The organism is Pantoea sp. FN0305, assembly GCF_050113845.1.
In the GTDB taxonomy this organism is placed as follows: Bacteria; Pseudomonadota; Gammaproteobacteria; order Enterobacterales; family Enterobacteriaceae; genus Mixta; species Mixta alhagi.
This window is the reverse complement of sequence record NZ_JBNJSN010000002.1, coordinates 25214-50277: the sequence shown is the minus strand read 5'-3', so window position 1 is coordinate 50277 and position 25064 is coordinate 25214. Positions and strand designations below refer to the sequence as shown.

At 54.8% G+C, this 25064-nt stretch carries 25 protein-coding genes and 1 pseudogene; 14 read left to right on the top strand and 12 right to left on the bottom strand.

What is annotated here, in order from left to right; all coding sequences use genetic code 11:
- Window positions 1-197 precede the first annotated feature (197 nt).
- The 3 genes from sbcD (at window position 198) to ACQE3Y_RS04205 (ending at window position 5540) form a co-directional block, all read left to right on the top strand.
- The gene (gene sbcD, locus ACQE3Y_RS04215; protein ID WP_426974640.1) at window positions 198-1427 is read left to right on the top strand and encodes an exonuclease subunit SbcD; all 1230 of its coding nucleotides are present in this window, start codon (window positions 198-200) and stop codon (window positions 1425-1427) included.
- The gene (locus tag ACQE3Y_RS04210; protein WP_426980963.1) at window positions 1424-5098 is read left to right on the top strand and encodes an AAA family ATPase; all 3675 of its coding nucleotides are present in this window, start codon (window positions 1424-1426) and stop codon (window positions 5096-5098) included. The genes sbcD and ACQE3Y_RS04210 overlap by 4 nt, the downstream gene beginning before the upstream one ends.
- Before the next feature lie 70 nt (window positions 5099-5168).
- Window positions 5169-5540: a cell envelope integrity protein TolA gene (locus tag ACQE3Y_RS04205; protein WP_426974642.1), complete on the top strand. Its 372-nt coding sequence runs from the start codon at window positions 5169-5171 to the stop codon at window positions 5538-5540.
- Window positions 5541-5556: 16 nt separating this feature from the next.
- Here the strand turns inward: ACQE3Y_RS04205 and mak are convergent, their stop codons facing one another.
- A complete protein-coding gene (gene mak, locus ACQE3Y_RS04200) occupies window positions 5557-6465 on the bottom strand; it encodes a fructokinase (protein ID WP_426980962.1) in 909 nt (302 codons plus the stop codon).
- A 144-nt stretch (window positions 6466-6609) separates the two neighbouring features.
- On the opposite strand from mak, the gene rdgC reads away from it, so the two are divergent.
- Window positions 6610-7521 carry a recombination-associated protein RdgC gene (rdgC, locus tag ACQE3Y_RS04195; RefSeq protein WP_250652029.1) on the top strand — a complete coding sequence of 304 codons (912 nt, stop codon included), beginning with the start codon at window positions 6610-6612 and terminating at the stop codon, window positions 7519-7521.
- 78 nt (window positions 7522-7599) lie between these two features.
- Here the strand turns inward: rdgC and ppnP are convergent, their stop codons facing one another.
- From ppnP to aroL, 4 genes are all read right to left on the bottom strand, one after another.
- The gene (gene ppnP, locus ACQE3Y_RS04190) at window positions 7600-7884 is read right to left on the bottom strand and encodes a pyrimidine/purine nucleoside phosphorylase (protein ID WP_085067753.1); all 285 of its coding nucleotides are present in this window, start codon (window positions 7882-7884) and stop codon (window positions 7600-7602) included.
- Window positions 7885-7962: 78 nt separating this feature from the next.
- Entirely contained in the window at window positions 7963-8640 is a 678-nt protein-coding gene (locus tag ACQE3Y_RS04185; protein WP_426974644.1) for an AroM family protein, read from the bottom strand.
- A gap of 802 nt (window positions 8641-9442) precedes the next feature.
- Window positions 9443-9634, bottom strand: a complete 192-nt coding sequence (locus ACQE3Y_RS04180; protein ID WP_250652027.1) for a YaiA family protein — start codon at window positions 9632-9634, stop codon at window positions 9443-9445.
- A 185-nt stretch (window positions 9635-9819) separates the two neighbouring features.
- Entirely contained in the window at window positions 9820-10344 is a 525-nt protein-coding gene (aroL, locus tag ACQE3Y_RS04175) for a shikimate kinase AroL (protein WP_426980960.1), read from the bottom strand.
- A gap of 260 nt (window positions 10345-10604) precedes the next feature.
- On the opposite strand from aroL, the gene ACQE3Y_RS04170 reads away from it, so the two are divergent.
- On the top strand, window positions 10605-11339 hold the full coding sequence (locus ACQE3Y_RS04170; RefSeq protein ID WP_426980959.1) for a DUF2076 domain-containing protein: 735 nt from the start codon (window positions 10605-10607) through the stop codon (window positions 11337-11339).
- 102 nt (window positions 11340-11441) lie between these two features.
- Here ACQE3Y_RS04170 and ACQE3Y_RS04165 read toward each other — a convergent pair whose 3' ends face one another.
- Both ACQE3Y_RS04165 and ACQE3Y_RS04160 read right to left on the bottom strand, forming a co-directional pair.
- Window positions 11442-11927, bottom strand: coding sequence for a YaiI/YqxD family protein (locus ACQE3Y_RS04165; RefSeq protein ID WP_426974647.1), 486 nt, complete (start codon window positions 11925-11927; stop codon window positions 11442-11444).
- Between the two features lie 11 nt (window positions 11928-11938).
- Window positions 11939-12049 (bottom strand): annotated as a pseudogene (locus ACQE3Y_RS04160) (YetF domain-containing protein); the annotation flags it as partial.
- Window positions 12050-12205: 156 nt separating this feature from the next.
- Here ACQE3Y_RS04160 and proC point away from each other — a divergent pair.
- Complete coding sequence (proC, locus tag ACQE3Y_RS04155; RefSeq protein ID WP_426981181.1) at window positions 12206-13018, top strand: pyrroline-5-carboxylate reductase; 813 nt, start codon at window positions 12206-12208, stop codon at window positions 13016-13018.
- A 44-nt stretch (window positions 13019-13062) separates the two neighbouring features.
- On the opposite strand, the gene iraP is transcribed toward proC, so the two are convergent.
- The gene (gene iraP, locus ACQE3Y_RS04150) at window positions 13063-13317 is read right to left on the bottom strand and encodes an anti-adapter protein IraP (RefSeq protein ID WP_085067761.1); all 255 of its coding nucleotides are present in this window, start codon (window positions 13315-13317) and stop codon (window positions 13063-13065) included.
- Between the two features lie 486 nt (window positions 13318-13803).
- Here iraP and ACQE3Y_RS04145 point away from each other — a divergent pair, with 486 nt between their 5' ends.
- Window positions 13804-13977 carry a general stress protein gene (locus ACQE3Y_RS04145; RefSeq protein ID WP_250652022.1) on the top strand — a complete coding sequence of 58 codons (174 nt, stop codon included), beginning with the start codon at window positions 13804-13806 and terminating at the stop codon, window positions 13975-13977.
- Between the two features lie 184 nt (window positions 13978-14161).
- On the opposite strand, the gene cspE is transcribed toward ACQE3Y_RS04145, so the two are convergent.
- Window positions 14162-14374: a transcription antiterminator/RNA stability regulator CspE gene (gene cspE / locus ACQE3Y_RS04140; RefSeq protein WP_085067762.1), complete on the bottom strand. Its 213-nt coding sequence runs from the start codon at window positions 14372-14374 to the stop codon at window positions 14162-14164.
- A gap of 398 nt (window positions 14375-14772) precedes the next feature.
- On the opposite strand from cspE, the gene ACQE3Y_RS04135 reads away from it, so the two are divergent.
- Window positions 14773-15027: a biofilm development regulator YmgB/AriR family protein gene (locus ACQE3Y_RS04135; RefSeq protein WP_085067763.1), complete on the top strand. Its 255-nt coding sequence runs from the start codon at window positions 14773-14775 to the stop codon at window positions 15025-15027.
- Between the two features lie 44 nt (window positions 15028-15071).
- On the opposite strand, the gene ACQE3Y_RS04130 is transcribed toward ACQE3Y_RS04135, so the two are convergent.
- From ACQE3Y_RS04130 to ACQE3Y_RS04120, 3 genes are all read right to left on the bottom strand, one after another.
- Window positions 15072-15614: a GNAT family N-acetyltransferase gene (locus ACQE3Y_RS04130; protein ID WP_426974648.1), complete on the bottom strand. Its 543-nt coding sequence runs from the start codon at window positions 15612-15614 to the stop codon at window positions 15072-15074.
- Between the two features lie 279 nt (window positions 15615-15893).
- Window positions 15894-16190, bottom strand: a complete 297-nt coding sequence (locus tag ACQE3Y_RS04125) for an I78 family peptidase inhibitor (RefSeq protein ID WP_085067765.1) — start codon at window positions 16188-16190, stop codon at window positions 15894-15896.
- Window positions 16191-16452: 262 nt separating this feature from the next.
- The gene (locus tag ACQE3Y_RS04120) at window positions 16453-19065 is read right to left on the bottom strand and encodes a bifunctional diguanylate cyclase/phosphodiesterase (protein ID WP_426980957.1); all 2613 of its coding nucleotides are present in this window, start codon (window positions 19063-19065) and stop codon (window positions 16453-16455) included.
- Between the two features lie 216 nt (window positions 19066-19281).
- On the opposite strand from ACQE3Y_RS04120, the gene ACQE3Y_RS04115 reads away from it, so the two are divergent.
- The 6 genes from ACQE3Y_RS04115 to ACQE3Y_RS04090 all read left to right on the top strand — a co-directional run bounded on the left by ACQE3Y_RS04115 (window position 19282) and on the right by ACQE3Y_RS04090 (window position 25030).
- Window positions 19282-19938: a CPBP family intramembrane glutamic endopeptidase gene (locus ACQE3Y_RS04115; protein WP_426974651.1), complete on the top strand. Its 657-nt coding sequence runs from the start codon at window positions 19282-19284 to the stop codon at window positions 19936-19938.
- 121 nt (window positions 19939-20059) lie between these two features.
- Window positions 20060-21628, top strand: coding sequence for an ABC transporter substrate-binding protein (locus ACQE3Y_RS04110; RefSeq protein ID WP_426980956.1), 1569 nt, complete (start codon window positions 20060-20062; stop codon window positions 21626-21628).
- Window positions 21628-22680, top strand: coding sequence for an ABC transporter permease (locus ACQE3Y_RS04105; RefSeq protein WP_426974653.1), 1053 nt, complete (start codon window positions 21628-21630; stop codon window positions 22678-22680). Before ACQE3Y_RS04110 ends, ACQE3Y_RS04105 begins: the two co-directional genes overlap by 1 nt.
- Window positions 22677-23534: an ABC transporter permease gene (locus ACQE3Y_RS04100; protein ID WP_426974654.1), complete on the top strand. Its 858-nt coding sequence runs from the start codon at window positions 22677-22679 to the stop codon at window positions 23532-23534. The genes ACQE3Y_RS04105 and ACQE3Y_RS04100 overlap by 4 nt, the downstream gene beginning before the upstream one ends.
- The gene (locus tag ACQE3Y_RS04095; protein WP_426974655.1) at window positions 23524-24363 is read left to right on the top strand and encodes an ABC transporter ATP-binding protein; all 840 of its coding nucleotides are present in this window, start codon (window positions 23524-23526) and stop codon (window positions 24361-24363) included. Before ACQE3Y_RS04100 ends, ACQE3Y_RS04095 begins: the two co-directional genes overlap by 11 nt.
- On the top strand, window positions 24356-25030 hold the full coding sequence (locus tag ACQE3Y_RS04090) for an ABC transporter ATP-binding protein (RefSeq protein ID WP_426974656.1): 675 nt from the start codon (window positions 24356-24358) through the stop codon (window positions 25028-25030). Before ACQE3Y_RS04095 ends, ACQE3Y_RS04090 begins: the two co-directional genes overlap by 8 nt.
- Window positions 25031-25064 lie beyond the last annotated feature (34 nt).

The following is a 25064-nucleotide window of genomic DNA, read 5'->3' as shown; positions in this document are numbered from 1 at the left end:
GCGGCGTCATTATGCGTCAGTTTTATGACAGATTTATGAAAAATGCACGGCCCCAATGGTGCTTTCGTAACGCTTTTGTGAAGCAATCAGTAACCATTTTTTGAAACCCAGACGCAGGTAATGATCAATCCAGTTCCCCTCTGCAGCTTAGCTCTGGTTATAATCGCCCCGGCGTTCTGCTATTAGCTGGGAGTTTTATGCGCATTATTCACACTTCAGACTGGCATCTCGGTCAGTTTTTTTATACCCGCAGCCGTGCCGCCGAGCATCAGGCCTTTTTTCACTGGCTGATTGAGCGTGTTGAAGAGCATCAGGTCGATGCGGTGATTGTCGCCGGCGATATCTTTGATACCGGATCGCCGCCCAGCTATGCACGTGAACTCTATAACCGTTTCGTGGTGGATCTGCATCGCACCGGCTGCCAGCTGATTGTGCTGGGCGGCAACCACGATTCCGTCGCCACGCTCAACGAATCACGCGAACTGCTGGCCTGTTTGAACACGCGCGTGATTGCCGCTGCCAGCAGCGATCCCGAAGAGCAGGTGCTGACCTTAACCACGCGCCAGGGCACACCGGGCGCGGTGCTGTGCGCCATCCCTTTCCTGCGGCCACGTGACATTATGCGCAGCCAGGCGGGTCAGTCCGGCGAACAAAAGCAGATCAGCCTGCTGAACGCCATTACGCAGCACTATCAGCGCAGCTACCAGCATGCTCGTCAGCTTAGCCAGCAGGCGGAAAAACCGCTGCCGGTAATCGCTACCGGCCATCTGACCACCGTCGGCGTCAGCAAAAGCGAAGCGGTGCGCGATATCTATATCGGCACGCTGGATGCGTTTCCGGCGCAGGCGTTTCCCGCCGCTGACTATATTGCCCTCGGGCATATTCATCGCCCACAGCGCATCGCCGGCAGCGAACATATTCGCTACAGCGGCTCTCCGCTGCCGCTCAGCTTCGATGAGCTGGGCAGCGAGAAAAGCGTGTTTTTGGTGAGTTTTGCCGACGGCAAGCTGGCCAGCGTTGAGCCGCTGCCGGTGCCTGGTTTTCAGCCAATGCAGACCATCAAGGGCACGCTGGCAGAGATCGAGCAGCAGCTAAAACCCTTTGCCAATGCCTCTCCGTCACGTCCGGTGTGGCTGGATATCGAAATCACCACTCAGGAATATCTGCATAACATGCAGCAGCATATCCAGGCGCTAACTGAAGGTTTACCGGTGGAGGTGCTGCTGATGCGCCGCAGCCGCGAACAGCGTGAGCGAGCGCTTGCTCGTCTGCAAAATGAGACGCTGAACGAACTAAAGGTAGAGGAGGTTTTTGAACGACGCCTGGAACAGGAAGAGGAAATGGATGAGGCGCGGCGCACGCGCGTACGCCAGTTATTTAGCGGCACGCTGGATGCGCTTTATCAGGGCGAGGAGAGCCAGCCATGAAAATTTTGTCCCTGCGTTTTAAAAACATCAACTCGCTCAAAGGCGAATGGAAAATTGATTTCACCCGCGAGCCCTTTGCCAGCAGCGGACTTTTCGCCATCACCGGCCCAACCGGTGCCGGTAAAACCACCCTGCTTGATGCGATTTGCCTGGCGCTTTATCACGAAACGTCACGTCTGGGGAAAATATCCCAAACGCAAAATGAGCTGATCAGCCGCGATACCGCCGAATGCCTCGCCGAAGTGGAGTTTGAGGTGCAAGGTGAAGCCTGGCGCGCCTTCTGGAGCCAGAACCGGGCGCGCGGCGCGGTGGACGGCAATCTGCAGGCGCCGCGTGTGGAGCTGGCGCGCTGTGCGGATAACGTCATCGTTGCTGATAAGGTGAAAGATAAGCTGGAGATGATCGCTCAGTTAACCGGTCTCGATTTTGCCCGCTTTACCAAATCGATGATGCTGTCGCAGGGACAATTTGCCGCCTTCCTGAACGCTGACGCCAACGATCGTGCCGAGCTGCTGGAAGAGTTGACCGGCACTGAGATTTACGGTCAGCTCTCATCGCGTATTTATGAGCAACATAAACAGGCGCGCGTGGAGCTGGAGCAGCTTCGGGCGCGCGCCGCTGGCATGGCGCTGCTGGATGAAGCGACGCGAATAGCGCTGCAAAGTGAAATAGCGGCGCTGGCGCAGCAGGAAAACCAACTGCATCTCCAGCTTAACGCGCTACGACAGCAGCAGCAGTGGCTGAGTCAGCAGCAGCGTCTGGAGCAAGAAAAAAACCAGGCGCGCAGCGCGCAGCAGCAGGCGGAAAATAACTGGCAATGTGCCGAGGCGGAACGTCAGAAACTGGCGCGATCGGAACCGGCGGAAAAACTGCGTCCGCTCTGGCAGCAGCGTCAGCAGCTACAGCAGGATCTGGCACAGCTTAACCAGCAGGCACAGCAGCTCTCCGCTTCACTTCAGCAGGCCAGTGAGCAGTTACAAACTTTACAGAACAAACAGCAACAGGCTGAACAGGCACAGCAGCAGCTGAATACGCAATGGCGACAGCAGGAAAGCCTGATCAACGAACAGGTGATCCCGCTTGACCATCAAATTGATACGCTGACGCAGCAGCTTAGCCTTCAGCAGCAAACGCTGCAGGAAAACCAACAGGCGCTACAGCAGCGCCAACAGCGTCAGCAGCAGTTGAGCAGTGAACATCAGACGCTGCATACGCAACAGCAGCAAGAGCAACAGTGGCGCAGCGATCATGCTCAGGTTGTGAACTGGGGCGATCTGCTGGGCGGCTGGCGTGCGCGTTTTCAGCAACAGCAACAGCTTCAGGAGAACCTGAGCATATTGCAGAACCGGCAGCGCCAGCATCAGCAACAGTGCGACGAACAGCAACATCAGCTTGCGCAACTGATGACTCAGGCCGCTCCGCTGGAAAGCGAACTGGAGCTGGCGCGCCAGAAGGTACAGCAGGCAGAGCAAGCACTTACTGCACTTCAGCAACAGCCGGAAAGCACGCTGCGTTACCAGCTGGAGCAGCTACAGCAGCAGCGCCCGCTGCGGCAGCAACTGGCTATCGTCTCCTCTACGCTGCGCCCGCTGAGCCAGCGTTACGCCCAGCAACAGCAGGAGCTGCAGGCGCTGGATACGCAGATCCTGCTACAAACGCAGCAGCTTACAGAGCAGCGCCAGGCGTGGAAAGAGAAGCATCAGCATCGCGTCGATCTGGAAAAGCGTCTGGAGCTGGAACGCCGCATTGTTAGCCTTGAGCAGGAACGCGCGCGCTTAGTCGCCGGTGAGCCTTGCGCCCTATGCGGATCCACCGAGCATCCGGCGGTGGAACGCTACCAGACGCTGACCTTAACGGAAAATCAGCAGCGCCTTGAAGAGATACGCCAGCAGGAGGAGCAGTTAAAAATTGCCGGCGTCACCTGTAGCGAACAGCTAAAGGCGTTGCAAAACCAGCAGGCGCGACTAAGCCAGCAGCAGCAGACGCTTCATAGCGAGCTGTTGCGCCAGCAGGATGAATGGCAAACGCTGCTGGCAGCGGCGAACCTGGCGCTGTCTCTGGAGGATGAAGCGGGGCTTAGCGCCTGGATCGGCCAGCAGGAGCAGCAGGAGCAGCGGCTACAGCAGCAGCTTCAGCAGCTGGAACAGGCTGCCCGCAGCCTGCAGCAGGCAAAAGAGGCGCTGGCGGCCTGTCAGCAACGCTGGCAACAACAGCAACAGGCGCGCCAGCTGGCGGAACAGCAGCTGCGCTACAGTCAGCAGCAGCGGCAGGATGCGGAACAGCAGTGTCAGCAACTCACGACGCAGCGACAACAGTTTACTGAAACGCTGGCACAGGAACTGGCTCAGCATCAGCTTACGCCGCCGGAGCCGCAGGCCGAACAGGCGTGGCTGGAAGCGCGTCAGAAGGAATGGCGGCGCTGGCAGGAAAGCGAGCAAGTACTTACCGATATTGCGACGCGCCTCGCCGCCTGCGATACGGCGCTGAACGCGGTCAACGAAGAGCTGGCCCAGCTGGCGCAGCAGAAACAACGTGCTGAAACCCTGCTGCGGTCACAGCAGCAGCAGCTGGAGACGCTGCGTCAGCAACGCCACGGCCTATTGGGTGACAGCACAATTGCCGAAGTTCGTCAGCAGTGGCAGCAGCGTCTGTTGCAGGCGGAAAATCAGGCGCGTGAACAGCAACAGCGCTGGCAGCAAAGTCAGGACCAATTAAATAATCTGACCGGACAGCATAATTCGCTGGCGCAGCAGCTGGAGACCTCACAGAAACGTTACGACGAGCGGTTAATGCAGTTTAATCAGGCACTGGAGGCGAGCCATTTTAGTGATGAAGCGGCTTTCCGTGCCGCACTGCTGGATGAGCAGGAGGCGCAGGCGCTGCGTGAGCGCTGTCAGCAGCTGGAGGCGCAGCGTCAGCAGGCCATGACGCTGGCGCTGCGCGCTGAACAAAGCCTGGCGCAGCATGAGCTTGAACGTCCTGATGATGTAAACCTCACGCTACCGGAGCTGGAAGCCGTACTGGCAGCGCAGCAGCAGCTATTGCATGACACGGTTCGTCAGCAAGGGCAACGGCGTCAGCAGCTGGAGAGCGATAATGCGCAGCGTCAGCAGCAGCAGAGTTTGCTGCAGCAAATTGAAGAGAATACCCAGCAGGTCGAAGACTGGGGTTACCTTAATCAGCTGATCGGCTCCAGCAGCGGCGATAAATTCCGGCGCTTTGCGCAGGGTCTGACGCTTGATCACCTGGTCTGGCTGGCGAATCAGCAGCTTGATCGCTTGCATGGGCGTTATCTGCTGCAGCGTAAATCAAGCGATACCCTGGAGCTGCAGGTAATGGATACCTGGCAGGCTGATGCCAGGCGGGATACGCGCACGCTGTCGGGCGGCGAAAGCTTCCTGGTAAGCCTGGCGCTGGCGCTGGCGCTTTCGGATCTGGTCAGTGATAAAACCCGGATTGAATCCCTGTTCCTTGATGAGGGATTCGGTACGCTGGATGCGGATACGCTGGATACCGCGCTGGATGCACTGGATGCGTTAAACGCCAGTGGCAAAACCATTGGCGTGATCAGCCATGTCGAGGCGATGAAAGAGCGCATTCCGGTACAGATAAAAGTGCGTAAGGTTAACGGCCTTGGCTACAGCCGACTGGAGCGGCAATTTTCAGTCTGATGCGCCTGTTGTCGGCGCAGCGCGCATGATACCGTGCGCTGCGCAACTCATCAGTCTGTAAGGAAAAAATATGTGGTTTTTTCGCCTCGCCCCGGCGTTTGCCCTGCTGGCGCTGAGCGGTTGTCAGCTCTCGCCTCAGCCCGCTCCCGCGCATCCTGACTCTGCCGCCCGCTGTAGCGACGCGGAGCATGCGCACTGCGCGTGGGTGAATGAAATAGAACAGCGCGTATCCCGCCATTTTGATCGTGCGGATCGTTATCACGGTCAGCGCTGCGATGTAACGATCGGTTACGATCCCCGGCGCGGCTATCAGGTGTTACGCACTGAGGGCGACGAAGCGCTTTGTCTGAAAGCCTGGCAGGCTGTCAGCAGCGATCGGCAGCTCCCCACGCCGCCAGCGGGCGCGCCGCAAAATATTATGGTGACCTTTCGCCCTGGCTAAGCGCTTTCCGCCTCGATCAGGCCAGCGGCCACAGCCAGGCGGCGCCGCGCACGCCGCTGGAGTCGCCGTGTTGCGCTTTCACCACTGGCGTTTCGCATTCACGGCCAAACACCCAGGGCTTCATCAACGTTGGCAATGTCTGATAGAGGCGCTCAACGTTACTCATTCCGCCGCCCAGTACGATAATATCGGGATCGAGCAGATTAACCACCTGTGCCAGCGACTTCGCCAGACGCAACTCATAACGGCTCATTGCCAGTTCAGCTAAGGGATCCTGTTGGTTCAGCAGCGCAACGATCTCCGCGCCGCTTAGGCTTTTCCCGCTCAGACGCTGGTAATCAGTCGCGAAGCCGGTACCGGACACAAAGGTCTCGATACAGCCTTTCTGCCCGCAGTAGCACGGTACTTCTTCACGGAAACGAAGCTCATCCTCATCCATCCACGGCAACGGATTATGCCCCCATTCACCACCATTGCCGTTGCCGCCAGCATGGCTGACACCGTTAATAGCGATACCCGCGCCGGAACCGGTGCCGATAATCACCGCAAAAACCAGCGCCCTGCCCGCCGCCGCGCCATCTACCGCCTCTGAAACCGCCAGACAGTTGGCATCGTTGGCAATGCGCACTTCACGATCCAGCAGACGCGCCAGATCTCTGTCGAGCGGCTGGCCGTTCAGCCAGATGGAGTTTGCATTTTTAACCCGCTGACTATAAGGCGACAGCGTACCGGGAATACCCAGCCCGACGCTGCCCTGCTGACCTGTTTTCTCCTCCGCCAGCCGGACCAGATCGACAATCGCCTGTAGCGTTTGCGGATAGTCATGGCGCGGCGTCGGAACGCGATGGCGAAACAAGGTTTCACCGGCATCAGAAAGGGCAATCACTTCTGTTTTGGTACCGCCTAAATCAATGCCAATACGCACAGGATATTCCTCTTTTTTGTCAGGATGAGCGTTACATTAGAAGGCAGCGCCTGGAAAGGCAATGACCCGTCGCCGATGTTTCGCTATCATGCGCGCACCGTTTATGACCTGTGAATTTATACACATCCGGCAAAGGAAAACCCTATGTTGTGGTTTAAAAACTTGATGATTTATCGTCTGAATCGTGACATTCCACTGTCCGCAGACGACCTGGAAAAACAACTCGCTGCGTTTTCCTTTTCCCCGTGCGGCAGTCAGGATATGGCGAAAACCGGCTGGGTTTCGCCAATGGGTTCGCGTAGTGAAGCCCTGACGCATGTCAATAACGGACAGATCCTGATTTGCGCCCGTAAAGAAGAGAAAATCCTGCCTTCTCCAGTGATCAAGCAGGCGCTGGAAGCCAAAATTGAGAAACTGGAAGCAGAGCAGCAGCGCAAGCTGAAAAAAACAGAAAAAGATTCGCTGAAGGATGAGGTGCTGCATAGTCTGCTGCCGCGCGCCTTTAGCCGCTTCAGCCAGACTTATCTCTGGATCGACAGCGTCAATAACCTGATTATGGTGGACTGCGCCAGCGCGAAAAAAGCGGAAGATACCCTGGCGCTGCTGCGTAAAAGCATCGGTTCGCTGCCGGTGGTGCCGCTGACGCTGGAAAATCCGATTGAGCTGACCTTAACCGAATGGGTACGCTCCGGCGATCTGCCGGCAGGCTTTGCACTGATGGATGAAGCGGAGCTAAAAGCCATTCTGGAAGATGGCGGCGTTATCCGCTGTAAGAAACAGGATCTGGTTTGCGATGAGATTGCTAACCATATTGAAGCAGGCAAGCTGGTAACCAAACTGGCGCTGGACTGGCAGGAACGTATTCAGCTGGTGCTGGCGGATGATGGCTCTCTGAAGCGCCTGAAGTTTGCCGATACGCTACGTGAACAAAACGATGATATCGATCGGGAAGATTTTGCGCAGCGTTTCGATGCAGACTTTATTCTGATGACCAGCGAACTGGCGGCGCTGGTCAGTAACCTGACCGAAGCGTTAGGCGGCGAGGCACAGCGTTAATCAGCGCTGCCCAGCGTGGGACTCTCCTGAGTCCTGCGCCAGTAACGGATGTGCGCCGCTGGCGGCGCACATTTAGCGTTACAGATAACGGCACAGGTAGGCGGTTGGCTCTGCGACCTGCAAATGAAACTCGCTGTGACCGGGAACGTGGAACACACCGCCCGCTTCATAGATTTTCCATTCGGTTTCGCCGGGTAACAGCACGTTTAATGCGCCGCTGATCACCGTCATCTCCTCTGGCTGACCGGTTCCGAAGGCATACTCACCTTCCACCATCACCCCAACGCTGGCGCGTCCGGTGCTGGCACTGGTAAAACCGATCGACTTCACTTTTCCCTCAAAGTACTCGCTTACGTTCAGCATGCATCGTCCCCCGAAACCACAATAGATGAATCGGCAGTGTAGGGGCTAAACGCGTGTTTTGTCATCTGAAATTGTCGATTATGCCAGCACTCCGGCGACCATTTCCGCCAGCGATTGCCAGGAGAGTAGCACCGGAATACCCAGCAACTGCTGTAAGCTGTCACAGTGGTGCGAGTGATAGGCCGGGCTGTCCAACACCACCACATCCGCGCCCTGCTCCAGCAGCATCAGTCCGGCATCAAATAATGCCTGATTATCACTCTGCAGCGGATCGGCAACGGCAAAACAGGCGGGCTTACGCAGAACGCGCCATTTACCTGCCTGCTGACGCAGTAGTTCATTAGCCGAAACAATAATGCCCGCCTGATGGCCGCCGACAATCGCGCCGACCAGCGGAGGGATCAGGCGGTCCGGCTCCATAAGAAGCGCATGGCGGGCTTGCAGTTCAGTAAACTGCCCGCAACCCAGCAACAGAATATTTTCAACGCCGCGCGACTCCAGCTGGCTGATAAGCTGCTGCAGCCCCCGCTCAATGCGGCTGGTCGCGAGCAGCATCTCTGTGCCCTCCGCTAACCGCACTATCTGCGCCTTCTCGCCCTTACGCGGAGCATATTTTTCATTTATCTCTTCGCAGGAAAGCGCGTTCAGCAGACTGACTGGCTCCAGCTGTGCTTCAGACAGCGATTCCAACAGTAACGGCGAGATATCATAGTCCGGCGAGTATGCGATGGTAAGTATTACCAGTGTCTGTTTCATATTTACTTCTTCGATACAAGTAAATTGCCGGGCCGGTTACAGGCCAGCTATTCGTTATGCCATTAGGGTGCCGTTTTACCGGCAACAGGCGTAAAACAGGTGCCCGGCAATATTTCTGCCGCTGATTTTAATTATTTCTGCCCAATAAAAAACCGCTTTTTCATAAAGGTTATTTAACCTTGTACTAATAAAAATCATCTTACCCTTAATGACGGTAGCCCAGTAATTTATTTGCAACAGGCTTATTAACTGCCGTAATGGCAAATTAATAAAATATTATTCTGCTAATAAATCAATCAGCGATTTAATATTATCCTGGCATAACAATTGATGAAAAACCACCCGCAGATTCGATGATTAATCACTGAAAAATCGATTATTTCTGGTCATCATTTTCTTCAGGCTTATATTGACTGAATATTAAGCGATTAAATGCTCAGCTCCCAACATTTTTCTTTCAAAAGGCTGGCCAGCAGGGTAGCAGTTTTATGACAAAAACGACATCAGAGGTTAACAGCTGTAAAAATTAGATAGCACAGGCGATTATTAATGCAGGGGCAAAATAAAATATCAACCGGAAGGAGTCAAGCCTTAACCGCCATTGAGGCGAGATCCTTTATACGCTCAAAGAGAACAGTAATTTTTATCAAGTCGCGTTTAGTAAGAGGAGAGGGTTAGCAAAATATCTGGATAAAATAACAAAAGAAAATCGGAGAAAGATTAATTTAATTGATCAAATAACAGGCTTATTAAGCGGGGTATATCCGGCAGGCTATTACACAGGCATCCCTGCCCGACTGAATTACTCTTTGTCGCTATTCTCGTAACGTTCTTTCGCATCCAGCGCTTCCTGTTCGCTTTCATGCTCACTAATCAGCGAGTTGGGTTTCGGGTGATCGGCGCGTAGTTCGTAGCGCGTTGCGCCTTGTCCTGTAGCGCCTTTATCAACCTGAACAACCCGGGCTTCACGTGGATAGGGTGGTCTTGTTGGCATTTTTCTTCCCTCTTATGGTGAAAGTGGTTTCCGCTACTCTCAGGCCGCTTGCTGCCGAGAACGTTCGCTTTTGCGCGCGTAGCAGTAAGTATAGACAATCACGCCAGTGCGGCAGGGAAATGGAAAAGAAAGGTAACAAAAACAGACGGATTAATAACCGACGGCCCCGCAGGCGAGGCTCATGCTTAGCTGGCGCGCGCCACAGGTAAGGCGTTCAGGATAGCCATGACAACCCGTTCAGGCGCCTGCATGGCATCTATTATATGATGTGCGGTTTGCTGATAAAGGCTTGCGCGTTCATCAAGCACTTCCGCCATCTCTTCAGTGATAGAACGGCCGGTTAAAGTAGGACGCTGCGAGGTTTGCGGATAATCGGCCAGACGAGCTGCCAGCACCGTAGCGTTGGCCTGTAGCCAGATAACCTGCCCCCGCTCCTGCATAAAGCAACGATTGGCTTCCGCCAACACCATGCCGCCACCAGTAGCGATAACGGTTTCCGGTGCGGTAACCGCAATCAAGGCGTCAGTTTCGTGCTGACGAAACCCTTCCCAGCCTTCGGCAGCGACAATCTCCGCTACCGTTTTTCCTGTGCTTTGCTGCAGATAATGATCGGTATCGCAAAAAGGATAACCCAGTACCTGCGCCAGTGATTCACCTACCGTGGTTTTACCGCAACCCCGAGCGCCAATGAGAAAAATGGGTAACGACATGACAGCCTGTCCTCCGCCATGACTGCGTTCCGCCGCAGCTGGTCATCAAATTATGCATGGCGGGCATCATACCGAGAAAAAATATTGTGGGCCAGCTGTAACGTTGTTTTTACGCATCGGAAAGGCTTTTAACCATGCATCGCTTTTTAGCAGAACCGGAATGCTCTGTTCTTCCCGGCAATATTTACTTACGCAGTGCTAATTTACTTTCACCACAGAGCAACCAAAATAAAGAGATACCGCTTGTTTAAGGAGGTTCCATGCAGAGCGAAGAACAACGTCTAATTGAAAGTCTGTTTAGCCGACTAAAACAGGCTGAAAGCCAGTCTGCGCCACGTGATGCCGCAGCAGAGCGCCTGATTGAACAGCAGCTCCGCCAGCAGCCCTCTGCGCCCTACTATATGGCGCAGGCGATCCTGATTCAGGAAGCGGCAATGAAAAAATTGAGCGCACAGGTTACCGAACTGGAAAACCAGCTGACGCAGGCGCAACAGCAGCTATCTCAGGCACAGCAACAACCGGCTCGCCAGAGCAGCGGCGGTTTTCTTTCCAGCCTGTTTGGCGGCGGACAGCGCCAGTCTACGCCGCAGCAGCCGGTATGGAATAACGCCCCGCAGCAGCCTTACGCGCAACAGCCGTACAATAATGCCCCGCAGCAGCAGCCCTATGCACAGCAGCCTTACGGCGCCGCACGCGGCGGTAGCGGTTTTCTTGGCGGCGCGCTGCAAACGGCAGTGGGCGTGGCGGGTGGTGTAGTAATGGCGGATATGTTGACCAGCATGTTCCATCACTCCCAGCCGGAAGAGATTGTGAACATTATTAATGAGCCTGCCCTGCCCGATCCTCAGCCGCTCGATACCAGCCTGGATACGTTTAATAATGTCGACGATCGGGCATTTTTACAGGATGCCAGCTGGCAGCAGGATGATAATGCCGGTTTCGACAGCAACGATTTCGGCAATGACGATTTCAATGACGATGACAGCTTTATCTGAAGCGCCTTCCTGACGCGCATAAGCCACACAGCCGTCAGGCTGACAAGCCAGTGCTAAAGCGTAACGCCGGTGGAAGATAGCTCCCACCGGCGTTTTTATTTGCTAACCACGCTGTCCCGCTGCGTTGCCCTGCTCACGATGACGCCGCTGTTGTAACAGCCATTTATCCAGCTCTGCCGCAAATTGCTGCCGATCGCGCTGATTTAGCGTTGCCGGCCCGCCGGTCTGCACACCGCTGGCGCGCATCGTATCCATAAAATCGCGCATCGTCAGGCGTTCACGAATAGTGGCATCGCTGTAGCGTTCACCGCGAGGATTCAGCGCCGCCGCCCCTTTTGCCAGCACTTCCGCCGCCAGCGGAATATCAGCAGTGATAACCAAATCTTCGCGGCTCACGCGCTGCACGATTTCATTATCCGCTACATCAAAACCGGCCGCGACACGCAGCGTACGAATAAAACGTGATGGCGGCACGCTGAGCGGCTGATTAGCTACCAGAATCAGTTCTGTCTGACTGCGCTCTGCGGCACGATAGAGCACCTCTTTTATGACTTTTGGACACGCATCCGCATCCACCCAAATTGGCATCGGCTTTCCTGTCAGGATTGAGGAATAATGCTGATTTTGCCGTTCTTCTCCAGAATGGCAAACTTTATCTGATCAAGGCGCTCCAACCCCTGCCTATTTCGCGCTGAAGTCAGGATACGCTCTGCGGTTCCCGGATAGTGGCATTCTTTATCTTCATCTTGCTGAAAATTTTCCATTTTTCTCCTTATACCTCTCTGGAGTTTAGCTGAAGCTGAATAAAGCGGCAGAATCACGTAAGCTGATGCGTAATGAAAAATGGCTACGCAGAGGGAAATACCATGCTGGAGAAAAAAATAGGCTTTATTGGCTGCGGAAATATGTCCAAAGCAATAATTGGCGGACTGATTTCAGGTGGCCAGGTTGATGCAGCAAACATCTGGGTTTATGACCATAAAACAGAAACCAACCAGGCTATGGCGCAGCAATATGGCATTACCCCCGCGCAAAGCGCCGACGAGGTTGCGCGAGAAGCGGATATTTTATTCGGCGCGGTAAAACCCAATGTGATTCTGAAAGTGCTTAAGGATGCGGCCGGCGCGCTGAATAAAGAGACGCTGGTGGTTTCGATTGCCGCAGGCGTAACGCTGGATGCCTTAGCAATGACGCTGGGACACGATCGTAAAATTGTGCGCGTTATGCCCAATACGCCTGCACTGGTTAACGAAGGCATGACCTCTGTTACGCCGAATCCGCTGGTCACCCCGGAAGAAGTCGACGAAATCGTGGCGATCTTCAACAGTTTTGGTAAAGCTGCCGTTGTACCAGAATATCTTATCCATGCGGTGGTTGGGGTTAGCGGCTCGGCGCCGGCCTACGTCTTTATGTTTATTGAGGCAATGGCGGATGCCGCAGTCCTGGGCGGAATGCCGCGAGCTCAGGCGTATGAATTTGCCGCACAGGCGGTAAAAGGCGCCGCGCAAATGGTGCTGGAAACCGGCAAGCATCCCGGCGAGCTGAAAGATATGGTTTGTTCGCCAGGCGGCACCACCATCGAGGCGGTTAAAGTGCTGGAACAGAAAGGGCTGCGCTCGGCCGTGATCGCCTCAATGGAGGCCTGCATGGCGCGCTCGGAAGCATTAAGCAAGCGTTGAGATCAAACAGCCACATCGCAGATTGCGATGTGGCTGTTTTACTATCAATAGCGGGGATGATTAAGCAGCTTGTCGATATAGCCATGGAGCAAATTGGCATCTTCGGCGCTGGCGCCGTCCGAGGCGACGATTAACGCCTCGCTGATACCTCTGTTTAGCTCCTGACGCTGTTCGTCACCCAATTTACGCAGTAGCGCTGTTACCACAATTTCTAACGCTTCAACCTGGGCAACCAGTTCTTTAGACTCTGCTTCTTTTTCCGCCAACTTAACCAGTAGTTCTGCAATGAGCTGTTTCATCACACGATCCCAGTAACAATGTAAACGCAGACACTATCACTACAGTTAACAAAATGACAGCAGATGGTGCTGATATTTTTCAATATTTATAGAATAGCTTTGCTAAAAAGGATGATTTTTTATACATAAGTGAGCGCTGAGATCGCATTTAGCCTTCATAATCCACAGATTAATTCATTTAACAAGCGTAGCGAAATATAACCCTGCACCTTATTAAGATTGATCCTGAAAGGATAAGTAAAACCTTTGGTTGAATATTATTTATTCTGTTAACCATCAGTCACTTATATAAAATGCAAAAAAATCCTTATATAAATGCTATTAAAAACAATCAATTAAATAAACGAAACCGTAAATTACAATAACTGGAAGTATCAGTGAAGTCATCTATTATTCATATTGATACAACGCAGAATATGCATTAATCAACTGATAATACATATTCTAAGATGCTTACCAAACTGGAAAAGTAATCAGGAGACGATAATGGCAGAACGTCGTGGTGGTTCAGGAAACTTCGCAGAAGACCGAGAAAAAGCCTCTGAAGCCGGTAAAAAAGGTGGTCAGCAGAGCGGCGGCAACTTCAAAAACGATCGTGAAAAAGCCTCCGAAGCGGGTAAGAAAGGCGGACAAAGCAGCAATAGTGGCCGTAAGTCCTGACCCGGTTTCATTGCCAAGCTATCTGCTGTGGTAATGCAGGATACTAAAACCCCGGAGCAGTAATGCTGTTTCGGGGTTATTTTTTGTCTGTTTTTACGGCGGCAGTGGTCGCTAAGTCACCTGACGGCAAAAAACAGGCAATAAAAAACCCGCCATAAAGGCGGGTTTTTTGAATTCTGGCAGCTTAGCGTACGTTTACGTTAGCAGCAGCCGGGCCTTTCGGACCGTTTTCGATGGTGAACTCAACGCTCTGACCTTCTTCCAGCGTTTTGAAACCCTGGTTCTGGATGGCCGAGAAGTGTACGAATACATCTTTGCTGCCGTCAGCCGGAGAAATAAAGCCAAAGCCTTTCTCAGCGTTGAACCATTTTACTAAACCAGTCAGTTTTGCAGACATTTGTCTTTCCTTCATTCGATATTAACGCCCTGAGGGCAACAGGTTTGTGTACAGATGTTATGGGGCACTCAGGAAGGCGATACTGAAGAAGGGATATCAGAGATAACTCTTACACTGCAGACTGCTTTACTAAAACTGCTCGCATACCCGGTTCTGTTTAACAAACCGACGATGCATTTACTCATAATCGCTGGGGCAATGCAAGCAAGATTTTCGCGCTAAAAATATTTCAGGTTGTTACTGACTTTTTTCGCTGTCGCTTCTATGTTTAAAAAATAGCCAATATTTACAGACGATGACAACGTCCTCGGTTTTGCCTGACGAAGGCATGCTTTTCCTGTTAATTATCTGACGGCCCGCTTTATGGTGGGTCGATGCTGCGTTTTTGGAGGTTGACAATGCGAACACAATCCACCAGCGCTGGCCGGGAAATAACCGACTATTTTAACAGCCCGGCATGGCATGCCCCCAAAGAAGCGGAGCTGTTAGCTATCATTATGACGGAGCTGATGCAGACGGGCCAACCCACTACCGATAAGGCGCTGATTGCCAGCGTCATCAAGAAGCTGGATTTAGAAAAAGATGAAAGCGTTCTGCAGAGCTATCGTAATGTGTTGGCGCAGCTGATGAGTAGCACCGCCGAAATGCCTTAGCCAGTGGCGCAGCTGTAACAACTCTGCTTTCGGCGGCGAAGCGCTTAATGAAACCACAGATACCAGTAGAGCGCGGTTTCCGCCGGATGCGCATGCAGCGCCCGATAAAGCTGGCGATCAATGCCGCCCAGCTCAAACCCCATTTTTTCATACAGCAGGCAAGCGGCCACGTTGGTATTCTGCGTTTCCAGCGTCACGCCAGCCAGCTGTTGTTCACGCGCCCAACGGATGGCACGCTGTAACAGCGCGCAGCCGCAGCCGCAGCGCCGGAAAGCGCCGTCAACGGCAATATCCTCCACCAGCGCCAGACCATTCCAGTTGCGCCTTACCGCCAGATAACCTGCTGGCTGTCCTTCTACCCGCGCCACATACAGCGCGCCGTCGCGACTATCAACTAACGGGCTAAACTGCTGCGGATCGTTAAAATAATTTTTCTCCCGCGGCGTAACGGAATAGAGACCATCACGCACCGGGCGATCGAAAACGGCTTCCAGCTCCTGGGTAATGGTAAAACGGTAGTCCAGCGACTGTAGCGCCGCCAGCAAATCGGTGGTGGCCTCAATCACTTCTGTACTTTTTTTCTGCATGTTCCCTGCTCCCGCTATCGCTATCGCTATCGCTATCGCTATCGCTATAACCATCCGGCCACTGCGCCGTTTTTTTCAAGCGTAGCCGATTGTGGTCGTGCTGTATTCTGCGATACGCAACAGGCAAAAAAAATCCCGCACGCGGCGGGATGAATAAGACGAGCATTGCAGTGTTATATGACGGGGAGATCATTCTGTTTCCCTGTATCCTGGCGGCTAATGATGACAACAGCGTGACAGTGATGACATAAACACTTTCCGGCCATGCCCGTTACACTATTAGCCGCAATAGACGCGGGTAATAACGTTATCTTTATCGCCGAGGAAATTTAACCGGTTAAGATTGAAATCCATCGTTACGGCTGAATTGTAAGGGATCGCCCGTACCGGATGCTCAAACTGCAACTTGCTCAGCGCCGATAAAGGCTGCCCAACATAATTCTGATAGGCAGATGCGCCGCAGCGATCGGCATCAGGATCGGTCACCGCCGCGCTATCGCTATTTTTTTGCCCATGCTGACAGGCCGCCAGCGTAACCAGCGCCGTAATCAGCGCGAGCTTTCCATAAAATTTCACCACGATTCTCCTGTTTGGCCAGTCGTTCAGTTACCGACCTTAAAGCCTAACCGATCGTCTGGCACGTGCAGAAAGGCTTAACCCACAGTGAACTGTGATCCCAGTCATAAAAACGGCACAAATCGCCTAAAAAACAACCACCCCATTCGTATAATTTTCTAAGATTATTCTTAGGAGGTGCTGTATGGAACTGGTTGTCTTTATCGGCTTTGCGGTGCTGATGACCTGCGTGGCCATCCGTGTTCGTTAAGCGCCCTACGGGTCAGCCCGGCTGACCCGTTTCACTGACTTGTTTCTGCCCGACCGTCTCCAGCATATGTATAAAATCCGCAGCGGGTATTGGTCGGCCAAGATAATATCCCTGCCCTTCATCACAGGCGATCGCCTGCAGTTCGGCAAACTGTTCCGCGTTTTCTATGCCTTCAGCGGTAATCACCAGTGAAAATGCTTTGCCCAGTCCAATGATGCCGTTAACGATAGAGTGCGCCTGCTGCGAATGCGGGAAATCTCTCATATAAGAGCGATCCATCTTCAGGCCATCAAACGGGAAGGTTTTCAGATAACCCAATGAGGCATAGCCCGATCCAAAGTCATCGACCGTCAGCCGCACACCAAGCGCCTTGAGACGCTGCATAATCCGTAGCACTTTATCCGGCTTTTCAAGCGTGACATTTTCAGTGATCTCCAGTTCGAGACGCTCCGCAGGCAGCCCGGTTACCCGCAAAACCGTGGCAACACGTTCCGCCAGATCGTCACGGCAAAACTCAACCGGCGAAATATTCACCGATACATAGAAGGGCTTAGGCCAGCTCAACGCATCACGGCAGGCGCGCTGCAGCACCCAGTCGCTGATCTGAATAATCAGTCCGGTCTCTTCCGCCAGTGGAATAAAGCTATCAGGCATCACCAACGCAGGCGGCGACGGCTGCCAGCGCAGCAGCGCCTCCGCGCCGTCCATGCTGCCGCTGTGCAGCGAATAGCGCGGTTGATAAAACAGGCGCAGCTCATCGCGCACCACCGCCTGGCCCAGCGCGCGCTCCATTTCGCGTCGCCGCACCAGCTGCTCTGACATTTCCGGCGAATAAAAAACCCAGCGGTTACGCCCCAGATTTTTAGACTGGTACAGCGCAATATCAGCCATTCTGAGCAGTTCTTCCGGCTGTAGCGCATCCTGCGGCGCACACGCAATCCCGATCGAGGCGCCAACATTCACCAACTGTCCGGCAACATTAAAGGGTTTGTGGATCTCATCCATCAAACAACGGCAGCGCGCTTCAATCTCTTCATGGCTGCTCAGGCCGCTCAGCAGCAAAATAAACTCATCGCCGCCCTGTCGCGACAGTAGATCCTCCTCGCCAAGACAGACGCGCAGCCGCTGCGAGACTTCGTTTAATACCTGGTCGCCAGCGGCATGACCATACAGATCGTTAATCGGCTTAAAGTGATCGAGATCGAGACTGAACATTACCAGCGGCTGTGCGGCGGTTGGCTGCTCCTGCAGTTTGCCGTTTAAAAATTCATTCATCCGGTGGCGGTTCGGCAGGCCGGTCAGCGTATCGTGTTGCGACAGATACTGGATACGCGCCTGAGCTTCTACTTCCAGCGTAATATCCGAGACGGTGCCGCGAAAGCCGACCTTTATGCCCTGCACCTCTATCGGCTTCGCCACCAGACTACAGATACGCTCTTCGCCCTGTGCCGAATGATAATGGCAGCGCAGCGTACGCCGGTCGTTGCTGTTATTTTGTCGCTGTATCCATTCCGAAACTGGCTGGCTGCAGCTGCCCAGCAGGCAATCTATCGGTTTGCCAAGCTGTATCGCAATCTCATAGCCGGTTACAGCCGTAAAACGTGAGGAGAGATAGGTCAGCACGCCCCGTGAGTCGGTTTCCCATATCCAGTCAGAAGAGGCCTCCGCCACATCGCGAAAGCGCGCCTCGCTGTCGCTCAGTTCACGTTTGCTTTGACGGAGCTGCTCAAAGCGCCAGTCGGAAAGCCGGGCGTTATCCATCGCATGCTGGATCACCCGCCGGGAAATAATACCCAGCATGAGCATGGTTAGCGCCAGCAGCGGCACAGTCACCATTAACAAATGGTGTCCGGGCGTACTGCTATCCCAGGCAAGAAGCAAAGGTTCGCTCTGCTCTATCGTCAGCATCAGGCCTGTCGCTACGGTTTGCGATCCAACAGGGGCATGCATGTTTTTGATACCAATGCTGTGGCCCAGCGCCAGCAGTTTATTCGGCGTATAGCGGTCAACAAAAATCATCACCGATGGCGGTCCGGGAATCGTCCCCAGCCCCGGCACTTTACCCGGTGTAATTGGCGCAGCGGCAACAATTGCAGGCCATCCTTTAATACGTGCGTTTTTGATCAGGGCGTTATCTCCGCTGGTAAAGGATCGCGCCTGTTGCACGATGACGGTGCCCTGTTTGCCCAGCAGTGATTCAATGGGCATATCGGAGAGCTGGCCATCAATCACCGCATAGCGCGTCCGACCGCTGCCATCCACAACGAAGATTCCTTCATAGTGATATTCTTCATATAGCCCCGGCCCAAAATTCTGCTGCGTAAAGGCCCACTCTTTATCTACCTGTAAATGCAGATGATTCCAGGCCTCGCCCCAGAATGCGTAATCACGGATATCGCTCAGAATAGACTGCTGGCGATCCTGCCAGGCATTGCGCAACAAGAACTTCTCCTGCGTCAGTGCGGTGGTATTCTGCCGCATCGCAATAGCGATAATAAACACTGCGGTAGTCAGGAACACGGTGGCAAACATACAGCCCAGAACCAACAGCGTTCGACGCGTAAAAAGCGTCGCGGGCGTGTCCTCAGTGCGAAGGTTAAAAGATAATAAAGAAGGTAGATTCATCAACAAAACCCCGGTAATAATGCGTTTACGTAACCTCCGCTATTCATTACGCAGCAACTATCGCGGCGCGGCGTATGCTCCTGCTTTTTTCACGCGTATATTCCTTATCGGCCTCTGGCGGCCACTGTTTAGCAAAAAAGCGCGCCGCTCCGACGTCTCGACAGCGATTCTGGCGGTTGTTACACTTCCCTTCTTCCCTTTTTGTTTAAGCCGCCTATGAAAAGCCAATACGGCAGAGTCTTTCTGACGCTGTTTTACCTCGGCAGTTTTGCGCTTTATTACCTGATTACCCTTGCGATCACCTGGTTTCCCAATTACAGCGCGCTACAACAACAAGGGTTGCTGGTGCCGGTTCTCTGTCTGTTTGAGTTTGCCGTGCTGTGGCCGCTGTATCGTTTTTATCAAACGCGCCGCAGTGATATTCCTCTGGGACGGCTGCAGCCGAAAACCACGCTGCTGTTTATGCTGTTGCTGCTGGGGCTGATGGTGGCGCAAACGCAGTTTTTACAACCGGAGCGTTGGCTGGAAGATCAGGCGCAACAGACGCCGTTTTCGCTCGGCATTCTGCTGTTTTCGGCCGTGCTGCTGGCACCGATTTTTGAAGAGATTCTGTTTCGCGGCTTTCTGCTGCAGGCATTTCTGCTGTGGGCGCCGCGTAGCCGCTTTGCCTGCATTCTGCTGACATCGCTGCTGTTTGCCGTAATGCATACGCAATATATCCACTGGCAAACCCTGGCGGTGCTGACGCTATTTTCTGTGCTGCTTTGTTATGCGCGCCTGCGCGGCAACGGTTTGCTGCTGCCGGTAGTGCTGCATATGCTTAATAATCTGATTGCCCTGCTGCCGTCCATCTGGTTTGTGCAACACGCCTGAAGTGCGGATTTATAACTATTTTAACGGCTTTATAACTTTTTCTGCTAAGCATAGCGAATAATCTACTATCAGCCTGCTGTTCAGTTCCCTTACACTCGCGAAAAAAACGGTAAGGAACGTCATGAAAATTTTTGCTCCCGCAGTTCTGACGCTGGCCCTGAGCGCCAGCTTTGCTGCTAACGCGGCAACGCCTCCCGATACGCTGGTGATCGCCCAGTCAATTGATGATGCCAGTAGCTTCGATCCGGCTGAAGGATTTGAACTCACCTCCGTGCAGGCTTTTACCAACCTTTATCAACGCCTGTTACAGTCCGATCCGCAGAATCCTAACGAGCTGAAACCAACCCTGGCCAGCCACTGGGAAGCGGGCAAAGATAACCGTAGCCTGATCGTTACGCTGCGCGACGGCGCTACCTTTGCCTCTGGCAATCCGGTGCGTCCGGAAGATGTGATGTTTTCCCTTGCGCGCGTGGTTAAGCTGAACCTTGATCCCTCCTTTATTCTTACCCAGCTCGGCTGGACCAAAGAGAATGTGGATAGCCAGCTGAAGAAAATCGACGATCGCCACGTGCAGATTAGCTGGCAGGCCAATGTCAGCCCAACCTATGTGCTGAGCCTGCTGGCCGCGCCGGTCTCCTCGATTGTGGATGCCAAAACCGTACTGGCTAACCAGAAAAATAACGATCTGGGCAACAAATGGCTGGCTACCCATTCCGCCGGTAGCGGCCCCTTCCAGATCCGTCGCTTTGTGCCGCATGAAGTGGTGCTGTTGACCGCCAATCCCCGTTCTCCGGGCGATGCGCCGAAGCTGAAAAATATTCTGATCAAAAACGTTCCGGAAGCAGCGACCCGCCGCCTGCTGCTGGAACAGGGCGATGCAGATATTGCCCGTAATCTTGGCGTTGACCAGATCTCCGCGCTGAAAGGCAAACCGGGCGTCAAACCGCTGGCGATCCCGATGGCCTCGCTTTACTACATGCAGTTCAATATCGACGCGCAGCCCGCGCTGAAAAATCCGGCGTTGTGGCAGGCTGCACGCTACCTGTTTGACTATCAGGGTATCGCCAACGACCTGCTGAAAGGCCAGTTCCAGGTGCATCAATCCTTCCTGCCGGAAGGCTTCCCGGGCGCGCTGAACGAAACGCCCTATCAGTACGACCCGGAAAAAGCCAGGGCGATTTTAGCCAAAGCGGGGCTGAACAATGTCAGCTTTAAACTGGTGGTCAGTAACCAGCCGCCCTATCTGGATATCGCCCAGGCACTGCAGGCCAGCTTTGCAAAAGGCGGCATCAAGGTAGAGCTGATCCCCGGCCTGAGCACCGAAGTCGCGACCAATGTGAAAGCGCATAAATATGAGGCCACGTTAAACGCCTGGGGAGCGGACTATTTCGATCCGAATACCAACGCCTCCGCCTTCGCCTATAACCCGGAAGATGGCAGCAAAACCCTCGCCTGGCGCTCTAACTGGCATATTCCTGAGCTGAGTAAGCAAACGCTGGCCGCTACCGCAGAAAGCGATCCGGCGAAGCGCGTTGCGCTTTATCAGGCGATGCAGCGCGAAGTGATGAAAACCTCTCCTTACGTGGTCGGCCTGCAGGCACGTAACCTGATCGCCGTACGCGATAATCTGAAAGGCTACGTTCAGGGCATCAACCCCGATATGGTTTACTACAGCCAGGTCAGTAAGTAATGGCAACCCGCACAACGCATGCCGGGCTTGCCCGGCAATTCTGGCGCGGTGGCCGTCGTCTCGTCACGGGCCTGCTCTCCTTGCTGGTCACGCTGCTGGGCCTGCTGGCTTTCACCTTTATGCTCTCCCATTTGTCGCCGGTCGATCCGGTGTTACAGGTGGCAGGCGATCACGCCAGCGAATCCACTTATCAGCAGGTGCGTCACGATTTAGGTCTGGATAAGCCGCTGCCGGTACAGTTCTGGCGTTATCTGAGCCATCTGGCACACGGCGAACTGGGCGTCTCCAATATCACCAGCCAGCCGGTCGCCAGCGATCTGGCGCGCACCTTTCCGGCCACGTTAGAGCTGGCCACCTGCGCCATGATTTTCGGCGCGGTATTCGGTATTACGCTGGCATTGCTGGCAGCCTGGAAGCCGGGCAGCCTGCTGGATAATCTGGCGCGTCTGATTTCGCTGCTGGGCTATTCGGTGCCGGTTTTCTGGCTGGGGCTGCTGGGGCTGCTGCTCTTCTACGCGGTTCTGCACTGGTCTGCCGGGCCGGGACGGCTGGATGACATCTGGATCTACACGCTGGAGCCGAAAACCGGCTTTGTGCTGATTGACAGCTGGCTGTCGGGCGACAGAGAGATGTTCCGCAACGCCATTGCACATTTATGGCTGCCGGTGGTGGTGCTGGGGATGCTGTCGATGGCGGGCATTACCCGCCTGCTGCGCGCCGCCCTGCTGGAAGAAAACAGCAAAGAGTATGTCACGCTGGCGCGGGCGAAAGGCGCCAGTCGCGGGCGTATTCTGCTGTGTCATATCTTCCCTAACGTACGCGGCACGCTGATTACCGTACTGGGGCTCTCCTACGCCACGCTGCTGGAAGGCTCGGTATTAACGGAAACGGTTTTTGCCTGGCCCGGCTTGGGCCGCTATCTGACGACCGCGCTGTTTGCCTCCGACGTGCCCGCCATTCTTGGTGCAACGCTGCTGATCGGCAGCTGCTTTGTGCTGCTTAATGCGCTGGTTGATGCGCTGACCTGGTTAACCGATCCGAGAACCCGATGACACAACATTTATCCGACGCGGAAATCGTCACGCCGGCACCGCGCCGCCGTCGGTTGACGACGCTGGCAGTTGGCGCCACGCTGGTGGCCATTCTGGTACTGACCGCGCTGCTGGCTCCGCTGCTGGCGCCTTTCGATCCCAATGCGCAAACTATCTCTGCCCGTTTGCTGCCCCCTTCTGCCGCTCACTGGTTTGGCACCGACGGCTTTGGTCGCGACCTGCTGTCGCGCGTGATTTATGGCGCACGCCCAACGCTGCTGCTGGTGTCGTTGATTTTAGTGCTGACCATTCCGTTCGGGCTGCTGATCGGCATTGTCGCGGGCTACCTCGGCGGCTGGACCGAGCGTGTGCTGATGCGGATCACTGATATTTTCCTGTCGCTGCCTAATCTGGTGATTGCGCTGGCGCTGGTTTCCATCCTCGGTCCCGGCCTGCTTAACGGCGCACTGGCGCTGGCGTTAACCAGCTGGCCGCCCTTTGCGCGTCAGGCGCGTGCGGAAACGCTGGCGCTGCGCCGCAGTGATTATCTGGCTGCCGCGCGAATGCAGGGCATAACCGGGCTGCGCCTGATGTTTGGGCATATTCTGCCGCTCTGTCTGCCCAGCGCCGTGGTGCGCGCCGCGCTCAGCCTCGGCGGGATTATTCTTTCCGCCGCCGGTCTTGGCTTTCTTGGCATGGGCGTACAGCCGCCTACCGCTGAATGGGGCTCAATGGTCGCGGAAGGCAGTAAAGTGATTTTCGATCAGTGGTGGGTGGCGGCTGCGCCGGGCTGCGCCATCTTATTCGCCAGCCTTGCTTTTAACCTGACAGGCGACGGCCTGCGTGACCGACTGGATACCCGCCATGGCAACTGAACCTTTGATCATCGCCGATAACCTGACGATTCACAGCCATGTCACACCGCTGGTACGGCAGGTAAGTTTTACCCTGGGCCGCGAGCGCGTAGCGCTGGTTGGCGAATCCGGCTCGGGGAAATCGCTGACGGCACGCTCTCTGATGGGTCTGCTGGCCCCGGGTCTGCATTTGCAGGCGCGGCAGCTGCAGGTTGCCGGACGCGATGCGCTGACGCTGAATGAAAAACGCTGGAGCCAGCTGCGCGGCAGCGAACTGGCGATGGTGATGCAGGACCCCAAATATGCCCTTAACCCCACGCGTACCATCGGCTGGCAGGTAGAGGAGCCGCTGAGACTGCACCATCGTCTGAGCCGCACCGAGCGTCGGGAAAAGGTTACCGAGATGCTGGCTGCGGTCGGATTGCCGCAGCCGGTTCAGCTGATGACACGCTATCCGCATCAGCTTTCGGGCGGCATGGGGCAGCGCGTGATGCTGGCGATCGCGCTGATCGCCGATCCGCAGTTTTTGATCGCTGATGAGCCTACCTCCGCGCTTGACCATGCGATGCGCGATCAGGTGCTGGCGCTGATCCGCCGACTGGTTGAAGAACGCAACATGGGATTGTTGTTGATCAGTCACGATCTGCAACAGGTTTCTGAACATTGTGAACGGGTGATGGTGATGTATAAAGGTCAGCTGCTTGATAATCTGCCCGCCGCCGAGCTACCGCGCGCTACCCATCCTTATACGCGCACGCTGTGGTCATGCCGCCCCAGCAAGGCTACGCATGGTCAGCCGCTGCCGGTGCTGGATCGCAGCATGCTGGAGAAGGAGCCTGAGCATGATTGATTTGCAGAACCTTAGCGTGGCACATCGCCAGGGCTACGATTTACGCACCGTGGTGCATGAGGTTTCTCTGACGGTAAACGCTGGTGAATGCTTTGGGCTGGTCGGGCCTTCCGGCTGCGGCAAGTCGTCGCTGCTGTGGGTCATGGCGGGCCTGAATCCGCACTGGCAGGGAGAGATGCAGCTGGCCGGACACCAGGCACTGCCGGGTAAAATCTTTACCGGCGACCTGCGTCGCGAGGTGCAGATGGTTTTTCAGGATCCGTATGCCTCGCTGCATCCGCGCCATCGGCTGCGCCGTACTCTGGCCGAGCCGTTAAAACTGCTGAAGCAGGATAATATTAACGATCGCATTAATGCAGGCTTTCACCACGTTGGGCTGGATCCGGCGCTGGCCGATCGCTACCCGCATCAGCTTTCCGGCGGTCAGCGTCAGCGCGTGGCGATTGTGCGTGCGCTGCTGTTAAAGCCGAAAGTGCTGCTGCTGGATGAGCCGACCTCCGCGCTGGATATGTCGGTACAGGCGGAAATCCTCAATCTGCTTAATCAGCTAAAGCAGCAGGACGGCTTAACCATGGTGCTGGTGAGCCACGATCCGGATGTTATCGATCATATGTGCGATCGCGCGGTACAGATGGCGGAAGGCCGTATTATTGCTACCCGCGCCTGAAACGGCGCGGGACACGTAACCTTTTGCTCTGTAC

Bases quoted from the DNA above. Each gene is read 5' to 3' on its own strand.
- aroL (WP_426980960.1), bottom strand. From the start codon at position 10,344: ATGTCGTTACCCATTTTTCTCATTGGCGCTCGGGGTTGCGGTAAAACC.
- ACQE3Y_RS04110 (WP_426980956.1), top strand. From the start codon at position 20,060: ATGAAAATTTTTGCTCCCGCAGTTCTGACGCTGGCCCTGAGCGCCAGC.
- ACQE3Y_RS04100 (WP_426974654.1), top strand. From the start codon at position 22,677: ATGACACAACATTTATCCGACGCGGAAATCGTCACGCCGGCACCGCGC.
- ACQE3Y_RS04115 (WP_426974651.1), top strand. From the start codon at position 19,282: ATGAAAAGCCAATACGGCAGAGTCTTTCTGACGCTGTTTTACCTCGGC.
- ACQE3Y_RS04185 (WP_426974644.1), bottom strand. From the start codon at position 8,640: ATGAAACAGACACTGGTAATACTTACCATCGCATACTCGCCGGACTAT.
- iraP (WP_085067761.1), bottom strand. From the start codon at position 13,317: ATGAAACAGCTCATTGCAGAACTACTGGTTAAGTTGGCGGAAAAAGAA.
- ACQE3Y_RS04130 (WP_426974648.1), bottom strand. From the start codon at position 15,614: ATGCAGAAAAAAAGTACAGAAGTGATTGAGGCCACCACCGATTTGCTG.
- proC (WP_426981181.1), top strand. From the start codon at position 12,206: ATGCTGGAGAAAAAAATAGGCTTTATTGGCTGCGGAAATATGTCCAAA.
- ACQE3Y_RS04180 (WP_250652027.1), bottom strand. From the start codon at position 9,634: ATGCCAACAAGACCACCCTATCCACGTGAAGCCCGGGTTGTTCAGGTT.
- ACQE3Y_RS04090 (WP_426974656.1), top strand. From the start codon at position 24,356: ATGATTGATTTGCAGAACCTTAGCGTGGCACATCGCCAGGGCTACGAT.
- ACQE3Y_RS04105 (WP_426974653.1), top strand. From the start codon at position 21,628: ATGGCAACCCGCACAACGCATGCCGGGCTTGCCCGGCAATTCTGGCGC.
- ACQE3Y_RS04135 (WP_085067763.1), top strand. From the start codon at position 14,773: ATGCGAACACAATCCACCAGCGCTGGCCGGGAAATAACCGACTATTTT.
- ACQE3Y_RS04170 (WP_426980959.1), top strand. From the start codon at position 10,605: ATGCAGAGCGAAGAACAACGTCTAATTGAAAGTCTGTTTAGCCGACTA.
- ACQE3Y_RS04165 (WP_426974647.1), bottom strand. From the start codon at position 11,927: ATGCCAATTTGGGTGGATGCGGATGCGTGTCCAAAAGTCATAAAAGAG.
- ACQE3Y_RS04205 (WP_426974642.1), top strand. From the start codon at position 5,169: ATGTGGTTTTTTCGCCTCGCCCCGGCGTTTGCCCTGCTGGCGCTGAGC.
- cspE (WP_085067762.1), bottom strand. From the start codon at position 14,374: ATGTCTGCAAAACTGACTGGTTTAGTAAAATGGTTCAACGCTGAGAAA.
- ACQE3Y_RS04095 (WP_426974655.1), top strand. From the start codon at position 23,524: ATGGCAACTGAACCTTTGATCATCGCCGATAACCTGACGATTCACAGC.
- ppnP (WP_085067753.1), bottom strand. From the start codon at position 7,884: ATGCTGAACGTAAGCGAGTACTTTGAGGGAAAAGTGAAGTCGATCGGT.
- ACQE3Y_RS04210 (WP_426980963.1), top strand. From the start codon at position 1,424: ATGAAAATTTTGTCCCTGCGTTTTAAAAACATCAACTCGCTCAAAGGC.
- ACQE3Y_RS04120 (WP_426980957.1), bottom strand. From the start codon at position 19,065: ATGAATCTACCTTCTTTATTATCTTTTAACCTTCGCACTGAGGACACG.
- rdgC (WP_250652029.1), top strand. From the start codon at position 6,610: ATGTTGTGGTTTAAAAACTTGATGATTTATCGTCTGAATCGTGACATT.
- sbcD (WP_426974640.1), top strand. From the start codon at position 198: ATGCGCATTATTCACACTTCAGACTGGCATCTCGGTCAGTTTTTTTAT.
- ACQE3Y_RS04145 (WP_250652022.1), top strand. From the start codon at position 13,804: ATGGCAGAACGTCGTGGTGGTTCAGGAAACTTCGCAGAAGACCGAGAA.